The sequence below is a fragment of the Streptomyces anatolicus genome (genome assembly GCF_019400875.1).
GTDB lineage: Bacteria > Actinomycetota > Actinomycetes > Streptomycetales > Streptomycetaceae > Streptomyces > Streptomyces anatolicus.
Genome location: NZ_WMBF01000256.1, coordinates 1 through 8,896 on the forward strand (window position 1 = coordinate 1; position 8,896 = coordinate 8,896).

8 protein-coding genes are annotated in these 8,896 nt (G+C 70.6%); 2 read left to right on the plus strand and 6 right to left on the minus strand.

The window, feature by feature from the left end; all coding sequences use genetic code 11:
* Nucleotides 1-1,366, plus strand: a 1,366-nt coding sequence (locus GKQ77_RS21105; RefSeq protein WP_219690487.1) for a M1 family metallopeptidase, incomplete at its 5' end; no start/stop codon positions are given.
* 29 nt (nucleotides 1,367-1,395) lie between these two features.
* On the opposite strand, the gene GKQ77_RS21110 is transcribed toward GKQ77_RS21105, so the two are convergent.
* Genes GKQ77_RS21110 through GKQ77_RS21120 form a run of 3 tightly spaced genes read right to left on the minus strand, consistent with a single transcriptional unit; the run spans nucleotide 1,396 to nucleotide 4,447 of the window.
* Nucleotides 1,396-2,691 carry an ABC transporter substrate-binding protein gene (locus GKQ77_RS21110; RefSeq protein ID WP_219690488.1) on the minus strand — a complete coding sequence of 432 codons (1,296 nt, stop codon included), beginning with the start codon at nucleotides 2,689-2,691 and terminating at the stop codon, nucleotides 1,396-1,398.
* Nucleotides 2,691-3,527 (minus strand): carbohydrate ABC transporter permease, encoded by an 837-nt coding sequence (locus GKQ77_RS21115; RefSeq protein ID WP_372459941.1) that lies wholly within the window; start codon nucleotides 3,525-3,527, stop codon nucleotides 2,691-2,693. The genes GKQ77_RS21110 and GKQ77_RS21115 overlap by 1 nt, the downstream gene beginning before the upstream one ends.
* Nucleotides 3,524-4,447, minus strand: a complete 924-nt coding sequence (locus GKQ77_RS21120) for a carbohydrate ABC transporter permease (RefSeq protein ID WP_308117736.1) — start codon at nucleotides 4,445-4,447, stop codon at nucleotides 3,524-3,526. The genes GKQ77_RS21115 and GKQ77_RS21120 overlap by 4 nt, the downstream gene beginning before the upstream one ends.
* A 170-nt stretch (nucleotides 4,448-4,617) precedes the next feature.
* On the opposite strand from GKQ77_RS21120, the gene GKQ77_RS21125 reads away from it, so the two are divergent.
* The gene (locus GKQ77_RS21125) at nucleotides 4,618-5,481 is read left to right on the plus strand and encodes a phosphotransferase enzyme family protein (protein WP_219690490.1); all 864 of its coding nucleotides are present in this window, start codon (nucleotides 4,618-4,620) and stop codon (nucleotides 5,479-5,481) included.
* A 1-nt stretch (nucleotide 5,482) separates the two neighbouring features.
* Here GKQ77_RS21125 and GKQ77_RS21130 read toward each other — a convergent pair whose 3' ends face one another.
* From GKQ77_RS21130 to GKQ77_RS21140, 3 genes are all read right to left on the minus strand, one after another.
* Nucleotides 5,483-6,241 (minus strand): exonuclease domain-containing protein, encoded by a 759-nt coding sequence (locus GKQ77_RS21130; protein WP_219690491.1) that lies wholly within the window; start codon nucleotides 6,239-6,241, stop codon nucleotides 5,483-5,485.
* 102 nt (nucleotides 6,242-6,343) lie between these two features.
* Nucleotides 6,344-7,585 carry a DUF5919 domain-containing protein gene (locus tag GKQ77_RS21135; RefSeq protein ID WP_219690492.1) on the minus strand — a complete coding sequence of 414 codons (1,242 nt, stop codon included), beginning with the start codon at nucleotides 7,583-7,585 and terminating at the stop codon, nucleotides 6,344-6,346.
* A 104-nt stretch (nucleotides 7,586-7,689) separates the two neighbouring features.
* On the minus strand, nucleotides 7,690-8,896 hold a 1,207-nt coding region (locus GKQ77_RS21140; RefSeq protein ID WP_219690493.1), incomplete at its 5' end, for a copper amine oxidase.

The following is an 8,896-nucleotide window of genomic DNA, read 5'->3' on the forward strand; positions in this document are numbered from 1 at the left end:
GCTCCTCACCGCGACGGCCGCCTGCACGACCTCGTCGGACCGCTCCGAGGACCCGGCGCGCCCCGGCGCGACCGGCGTCGACGACCACCTGTTCCCCACACTCGGCAACGGCGGCTACGACGTCGCCCACTACTCCCTGACCCTGGACTACGCCCCAGACGACAACGCCCTGACCGGCACCGCCGTGATCACCGCGCGGGCCACCCAGAACCTCTCCCGCTTCAGCCTGGACCTCGCGGGTCTGCGCGTGCGCCACGCCGCCGTCGACGGCTCCGAGGCGCGCGTCAGCAGACGGAAGAACAAGCTGACGCTCACTCCCGCGCGGCCCGTCGGCAAGGGGAAGACCTTCAAGACGACCGTCCGGTACGGCGGGACGCCCCGGATGCTCACGGCGAGCGACGACGGCGACGAGGGGTGGATCGAGACGGACGACGGCGTGGCGGCGCTCGGCGAGCCCACCGGCTCCATGACCTGGTTCCCCGGCAACCACCACCCGTCCGACAAGGCGACGTACGACATCGACGTCACCGTGCCCTCCGACTACACCGCGGTCAGCAACGGAAAGCTGCGCGAGACGCGGCAGCGCGGCAAGCGCACCACCTTCCGCTGGCACAACCCCGAGCCCATGGTGAGCTACGTGGCCACCGTCGTCACCGGCGTCTTCGACATCTCCACCAGCACGACGGACGACGGCCTGCCCCTCTACACGGCCGTCGACCCCGACGAGGCGGACGGGCCCGTCGATGTGCCCGAGATGGTGCCCGAGGTCATCGAGTGGGCCACAGACCGCTTCGGCCCCTACCCCTTCTCCTCGGCCGGCGCCGTCGTCGACCACCTCCCCGACCTCGGCTACGCCCTGGAGACGCAGACCAAGCCGTACTTCCAGGAGGCGCCCGACGCGCGCCTGGTCGTCCACGAACTGGCCCACCAGTGGTTCGGCAACTCCGTCACGCCCCGCGCCTGGCAGGACATGTGGCTGAACGAGGGCTTCGCGACCTACGCCGAGTGGCTGTGGGACGAGGAGCACGGACACCGCACCGCGCAGGAGACGTTCGACTCCTTCTACGACGGCACGCACGAGGAGAGCAAGGGCATCTGGGACTTCCCGGCCGCCGACCCGCCGACCGCCACCCGGGTCTCCGACGCACCCGTGTACGGGCGTGGCGCCATGACGCTGCACCAGCTGCGCAAGACCGTGGGCGACCGGACCTTCTTCGCCGTCCTGCGCGCCTGGACGCGCGAGCACCGGCACGGCAACGCCGACACCGAGCAGTTCATCGCGCTGTGCGAGAAGAAGTCGGGGCGGGACCTCTCGGACCTCTTCGAGACCTGGCTCTTCTCGGCGGAGAAGCCGGACGCCGACTGAGACCGTGCCGCGAGCCCCCTCGCGCAGCCCTAGCGCTGATAGCGCGCCAGGACCAGATTGCCGTCCTTCACCAGGCGTTCGCGCAGCTCGTCCAGGCCGATCGCCCCGCTGTAGTACTCCTGGAACGCCGGGGTGGCGACCTTGTCCTTCCACTCCGGATAGCCCCGCACCGACTGGGCGGGCGCCGAGCGCAGGTCCTTCGCGAGGGCCGTGCCCGCCGCCCAGTCATGCTTCTCGGTGCGCAGCGCCGGGTCCTTCAGCGCCTCCTCGCCGGTCGGCAGCATCCAGTCGCCGCGCGCCAGCTTCACCATGTTCTCCGGCTGGAGGAAGAAGTCGATGAACTGGGCCGCCTCCTTCTTGTGCGGACTGTCCTGCGCGACGGACAGCGTCTGCGGACTGACGCCCTGCGCGAGCCCCTCGGCCCCGGCGGGCGCGGGAAGCACCTGCCAGTCGAAGCCCTTGGGGGCCTGCTGGACGATCTGCTGGCGGTAGGAGAAGCCGAGCGGGACCATCGCGTACTTCCCGCCGAAGAAGCCGGGCAGGGTGTCGGAGCCGCCCATCCCGAGAGTCGTACCGCTGGCGCTCTTGTCGTTGTTGACCTGGTCGTGGACCGTACGGGGCATGATCTCGTCGGCGTCGCCGAAGCGGACGTCGACCTTGCCGTCCTTGCCGCGGTGGAACATCTGTCCGCCGGCCGACAGGGAGAGGTTCAGCGTCGCGGAGACCGGCTCCTTCAGCGGCCAGGCGACGCCGTACTTCCCGTCCTCGCCGTCGCCGAGTTCCTTGGTGACGGCCCTGAACTCCTCCCAGCTCCACGGCTTGCCGGGCGTCGGGATCCGTACGCCCGACTTCTTCAGCCACTTCGTGTTGGCGATCAGGACGCGCGGCTCCTGGAGGAACGGCACGCCGTAGACCTTGCCGCCGAACGTCGTCGTCTCCCAGCTGCGCTCGGGGATGTCGGCCTTCAGACGCCCGGGGAGCAGTCCGCCGAGATCCGCGAGATAGCCGCCGTACGCGAAGTCGGCGAGGTCGTCGGAGGCGTCGTGGATGATGTCCGGCGCCTCGCCGCCCTCGAAGGAGGTGAGCAGCTGGTCGTGGACGCTGTCCCAACTGCCCTGGACGTACTCGACCTCGACGTCGGGGTGGGTGGCGTTCCACTCCTCGACGAGGGCCTTGTTGGCGTCGACGGACTCCTTCTGCCAGGCCAGGGACTGGAACTGGAGTGTGATCTTCCCGTCGTCGTCCTCGGAGCCGCCGCCGCATCCGGTGAGCAGGAGGGCGAGCGCGGTGGCCGCGGCGGTCAGCAGCCGTGGTGCGGTACGCATCAGGCCTTCACCGCCCCCGCCAGCATGCCGCCCGTGATCCGCCGCTGGATGAGCGCGAAGATGACCAGCGAGGGGATGGTCGCGAGGAACGCCGCCGCGGCGAGCGGCCCGAGGTCCGCGACGCCCTCGGAGCCGATGAAGCGGTTGAGGATGACCGGCAACGTCTGCTTCTCCGGGGTCTTGAGCAGGACGAGCGCGAAGAAGAACTCGTTCCACGCGGTGATGAAGGCGAACATCGCCGTGGCCACGACGCCGGGTGCGAGCAGCGGCGCGACGACCGAGACGAACGTGCGCACCTTGCTCGCGCCGTCCACCGCCGCCGCCTCCTCCAGCTCGGCCGGGACCGCGCGGACGTACCCGACGAGCATCCACAGCGCGAAGGGCAGCGACCACACCACGTAGACCAGGATCAGACCGGGCAGCGAATTGATCAGGTGGAGGTTCTTCAAGATCAAAAAGAGCGGGATGATGATCAGGACGAACGGGAACGCCTGGCTGACCACCACCCAGCCGGTGGCCGCCTTCGCCAGGCGTGTGCGGTGCCTGGCCATGACGTAGGCCATCGGGGTGGCGATGACGACCGCGATCAGAGCCGCGCTGAGCGCCGCGATCAGGGAGTTGCCGGCGGCCCGCAGGAGGGGCTGCTCGTCGAAGGCCTGCCGGAAGTTCTCCAGCGTCGGGTCCTCGGGGATCCAGGTGGGGTGCAGGCTGCCCAGCTCCCGCGCGGGCTTGAAGGCAGTGGAGATCAGCCAGAGGAACGGGAAGGCGAGGAAGACGAGGTAGGCGGCGAGCGCCACGTACTGCGCAGCGCGCGTGGACTTCTTCGTACGCATCATGCCTCGTCGTCCCCCTTCAGGCGGCCCACGAGGTAGAGGGCGAGGAGCACGGAGATCACGGCGACCATCACGCAGCCCATGGCGGCGGCGTAGCCGAACTGGCCGTAGCGGAAGGCTTCTTCGTAGGCGAAGAGCATGGGCAGGCGGGTGCGGCCGCCGGGGCCGCCCTGGGTGAGGACGTAGACCAGGGCGAAGGAGTTGAAGTTCCAGATGAAGTTGAGCGCCGTGATGGCGAGGGCGACCGGCTTGATGGCGGGCCAGGTCACGGTCCGAAAGCGCCGCCAGGCGCCCGCGCCGTCCATCGCGGCCGCCTCGTGCAGCTCGCGCGGGGTGTTCTGCAATCCGGCGAGCAGGGCGACGGTGGTCTGCGGCATGCCCGCCCAGACGCCGACGACGATGACGGCGAAGAGCGCGGTGGCGGTGCCGGTCAGCCAGTCCTTGCCCTCGCCGAGGCCGAACGTGGAGAGCGTTTCGTTGAGCACGCCCGCGTCCGGGTGGTAGACGAGGCGCCACATGATGCCGACGACCACCTCGGGCATCGCCCAGGGGATGATCGCCAACGCCCGCGCCAGCCAGCGGAAGCGCAGGTTCTGGTTGAGCAGCAGGGCGAGGCCGAGCGCGAGCAGGAACTGCGGCACGGTGACGCCGAACGCCCACAGCAGGCCGATCCGGAACGAGTCCCAGAAGAGCGTGTCGTGCAGCAGGTCCTGGAAGTTGAGGGCGCCGATCCACTGGGTGGGCGCGGTGCGGCCCGACTGGGAGTCGGTGAAGGCCAGCGCGATGCCGTAGAGGAGGGGGCCGACGCTGAGGACGAGGATCGGGATCAGCGCGGGCAGCACGAGGAACCACGCGCCGTGGTCCGATGGTCTCTTCCCCGGCGCGCCTCGCGCTGACCGCTTCGTCGCGGTCGCCAATGTCACGGATCGGCTCCTTCGGGCGGCTCGTACGGGACCGGCCGCCCTGGCGGCCCCCGTCATCGTGCTGATGTGATCTTGATACGTCAAGCAGCTGCGCAGCCCGCTCACACCTGTTGGCCTGTGCGAATGCGAGACTGTCGGGCGGACGGGGCGACGGGTGCGGGAGGCACGGGATGGACGAGGCACGGGCGCGGCGCGTACTGGACATGGCGGAACTGGCGGTTCCGGTGGGCGGGGCCCAGCTGCTCGCCCTCGGCGAGAACGCGGTGTTCGGGATCGGCGACCTCGTCGTCAAGGTCGGCCGCTCCGCCCCCGGACTCCTTGAGCGGGCCCGCCGCGAGCTGGGTGTCGCGCGCTGGCTGGAGCAGGCGGACGTCCCCGCCGCACGGCCCGCGCGGGACGAGCCCCTGGTCGTCGAAGGGCACGCGGTGACGCTCTGGCACCGGCTCCCGGACGCTGTGCGCCCCGCCGAGCCGCGCGACCTCGCCGAGCTGCTGCGTCTGGTGCACGCGCTTGCGCCCCCTTCCCTCGAACTGCCGCGCCGTGAACTGCTCGGCGGTGTCAGGCGCTGGCTGCGGCTCGCGGGCGACGCCATCGATCCGGCGGACGCCGACTTCCTGCGCGGGCGCAGGGACGACTTCGCCGCCGCTGCCGCCGCGCTGACCCCGCACCTGCCGCGCGGCCCGATCCACGGCGACGCGCTGCCGCGCAACGTCCTGGTGGGCCCGGACGGCCCGGTCCTCGTGGACCTGGAGACCTTCTCCTTCGACCTGCGGGAGCACGACCTGGTCGTCATGGCGCTCTCCCGCGATCGGTACGGACTCTCGCCCGAGGCGTACGACGGGTTCGTGGACGCCTACGGGTGGGACGTGCGGGAGTGGGAGGGCTGCGCGGTCCTGCGGGGCGCCAGGGAGACGGCCAGCTGCGCGTGGGTCGCCCAGCACGCACCGGCCAACCCCAAGGCGCTGGCGGAGTTCCGGCGCAGGGTGGCCTCCCTGCGGGACGGGGACGCCGAGGTGCGCTGGTACCCCTTCTGACTCAGCTCGCCGTGGGCGCGTGCCCGGGCCGGGGCTCGGGCACGGGCGTGGGCGTGGGTTCTTTGAGTGGCCACACTCCGTCCACCACCGCGTCCTCGTTCCCCTTCTTCCTGAGGAAGTCCTGGAAGTCCGCCGCCCACTGCGCATACCACTCGATCTGGTGGCGGTGCAGGGCCGCCGGGCCGAGGGAGGCGACCTTGGGGTGGCGGTCGGCTATCGCGCAGGCGAGGCGGGCCGCGGCCTGGGCGTCGGCCGCGGCGTCGTGGGCGGACTCCAGGACCACGCCGTACTCCGTGCAGACCGCCTCCAGATTCCGCTTGCCCCTGCGGTAGCGGTCCACGGAGCGGTCGATCGTGTACGGATCGATGACCGGGCCCGGCTCCGCGCCGCCGAGCCGCTCACGCAGGGACGCCAGGCCGTGCCGCCGCAGCTCGGCGGAGAGCAGGCTCAAATCGAAGACCGCGTTGTACGCGACGACCGGGACGCCCGACTGCCAGTACGAGACGAGGACGTCGGCGAGCGCGTCCGCCACGTCGGCGGCGGGCCTGCCCTCGGCGGCCGCCCGCTCGTTCGTCACGCCGTGCACGGCCACCGCCTCGGCCGGGATCGGGACCCCCGGATCCGCGAGCCAGGTGCGGTGGCCCAGCGTCTCTCCGGCCTTGACCTCGATCACCGCGCCGGTGACGATGCGCGCTTCGGCCGGGTCCGTCCCCGTCGTCTCCAGGTCGAAACCGATCAGCAGCTCCTGGTGCCAGCCCATGGCCGCCCCCTCCTTCGTCGTGCTTTCCCCCAGTGACCACCACGATCGCATGCGCCACTGACAATCCGAGGCTCGCATTCCGCTTACCCGGACGGAGGCCGGTCACGACACCGGTCGGGAGTCCGCCCACGCCAGCTCGAACTCCTCGCGATATGTGGAGAAAAGCCCACCCTCACCCTGATCGTCCGATTTCACCACACGCCCGCCGCCGCGCAGCACGAGCACCGGCGCCTCCATCCCGCGCGTCCTGCGCAGATACGACTGGACGACGGCGATGCCGTCCGCGCCGTCCCCGTCGACCAGGTACGCGGTGAAGCGGGGCGTCTCGTCGAAGACCTGGATCTCGAAGGCCCCCGGATCGCGCAGCCGGGCCCGGACCCTGCGCGTGTGCAGGATGTTCATCTCGACGGAACGGCTCAACTCACCCTTCTTGATGCCCAGTTCCCGCTCCCTGCGCTTGACCGCGCTGCTCGCCGGGTTGAGGAAGAGCAGCCGCACCCGGCAGCCGGACTCCGCGAGCCGCACCAGACGCCGCCCGGAGAAGTTCTGCACAAGGAGGTTGAGGCCGATGCCGATCGCGTCGAGGCGGCGGGCCCCGCCGAAGATGTCCTCCGCGGGGAACTGCCGCAGCAGGCGTACCCGGTCCGAGTGCACCGCCACCACGTCCGCGTACCGGTCGCCGACCAGGTCCTCGACGGCGTCGACGGGAAGGCGGCGGGCGGAGGGCGTGTCGGTGCCCGCGCCGAGGATGTCCAGAAGCCTGGCCGAAGCGCGCTCAGCCTGAGCGAGGACCGCCTCCGAGAGGGCGCGGTTGCGCGAGACGACGTTGCGCGTGACCTCCAGCTCGTCCAGGGCCAGCTCGACGTCGCGCCGGTCGTCCAGGTACGGCTCGAAGCACGGCCAGTGCTGCACCATCAGCTCGCGCAGCTGGGGCAGGGTGAGGAAGCTGAGGACGTTGTCGTCGGCGGGGTCGAGCAAGTAACCCTTGCGGCGGCTCACTTCGCGTACGGCGACCGCCCGCTGCACCCACTCCTGCCCCGCGGGACCGGCCGCGGCGACCACCCAGTCGTCGGCGTGGACGGGTTCGTAGACGGGACGCAGAACAGCGGCCACGACCGCGCGCAGCCGCTGCTCCACCAGATTCAGCCAGATGTAGGCGCGCCCGGCACGCTGGGCGCGCGTACGGACCTCGCGCCAGGCGTCGGGGCCCCAGTCCAGTTCCGGTCCGATCTGGGATCCCGTCTCCATCGGCCGTGCCAGGGAAACCGCTCCGGCGGGTACGTCCGCGGAGCCCCCCTCGTGACCCTCGTCACCAGGGGGCAGCTCCCGCCCACCCGAGCTCACCCGCGCACCGCCTTCCGATCCCCCTGGCCACTCCCCCGGTCAACGATCAAGGAAGGGTACTCCGGGAGCGGCGGGCGGTGCAGCCCGATGCACAGGGTGCTTTCTCAACCACCCATCGGAGGCCGTCCGTTCTGGTCCGCCAGATCCTGCGGAGTGAGCGGGCTCATAGCGGTGACGTCGCGCGGGGCCAGCGAGAAGCCCTGCCAGTGGACCGGCATCGGCTGCTGGTCCTCGTCACGGGCGATGTGGTGGAAGCCGATGTTGACCCAGGTGATGGGGTGCGTGAGGCCCTGGCCGTTCACCCACTTGTCGACACTGCCCTGAGCGCCACCCGGGCAGCCGATGTTGTTGCTCGCGTACTGCTCGCACTTCTTGTACTCGGTGAAGTACACGTCGTGCTTGGTGAAGGGCCGTCCGGCGTGCTTGGTGCTGGCCCCGGGCACGAACTCGTACGAACGGGGGTGGCCGTCCTTGTTCTTGCCGGCCCCGCTGACCACACGCCACCAGCGCATGTCCTTGCGGTCACCGGCGAGTTCCTTGGTGACCTTGGTGCGGGTGGTCTTCGTGGTGGGGCTGCCCTGGCCGCCGGGCGCGGCGGTGACCTTGGAGTCGTACCGTTCGACCTTGGCCTTCGGGGAGCCGTCGAGGCCGAAGTTGAGCCGCCAGAAGACGTTGTGGGCGTGGCTCTCGGCCTTGGCCTGGTCACCCTTGCCGATGGGCCAGCCGCGGCCGTCGCCGCCGTCGTAGTCGTACGGCGAGAGACTGCCGGTCGCGCCCACGTTCGAGGTGATGGTGCCGTCCGACGAGAAGCGCCACTCGGTGATGTACTCGTACCAGGAGGCCTTGTTCACGGTGTAGACGAGCAGGTCCTTGCCCTGGCCGGCGTAGACCTTGCCGTTGCCGCCGGTGCTCATGTCGTCGTTGAGGCGGTACGCGTGCCCACGCGCGCGCGTGGTGGTGCACAGGCCCTGCACATTGCCCCGGTCGGGGACCTTGACGGTCTTGATGGTGCCGCCGGGGCACTCGCCGGGCTGGAGGTTCTGCAGCGCCTGGCCGAAGTCGGTGCCGGTGACGTCGTCGTACTCGGCCTTGCCGTCGTCGTAGGGGACGTGCACCTGGGCGAGCCGGGCGCTGGTGAGGACGGGTATCGGCTTCGCCTCGCCCTTGGGCTGGTAGCTGATCTTGTCGAGTATCAGGCCCGAGAGCGTGTTGTAGTGCCAGCACATGCGCCAGGTCGTGCCGCCGTCGACGGTCTGCTCGATCTTGTAGGCGTCGCTGCAGTCGGCCGCGGGGGCGGGTGCGCTCGGCGCC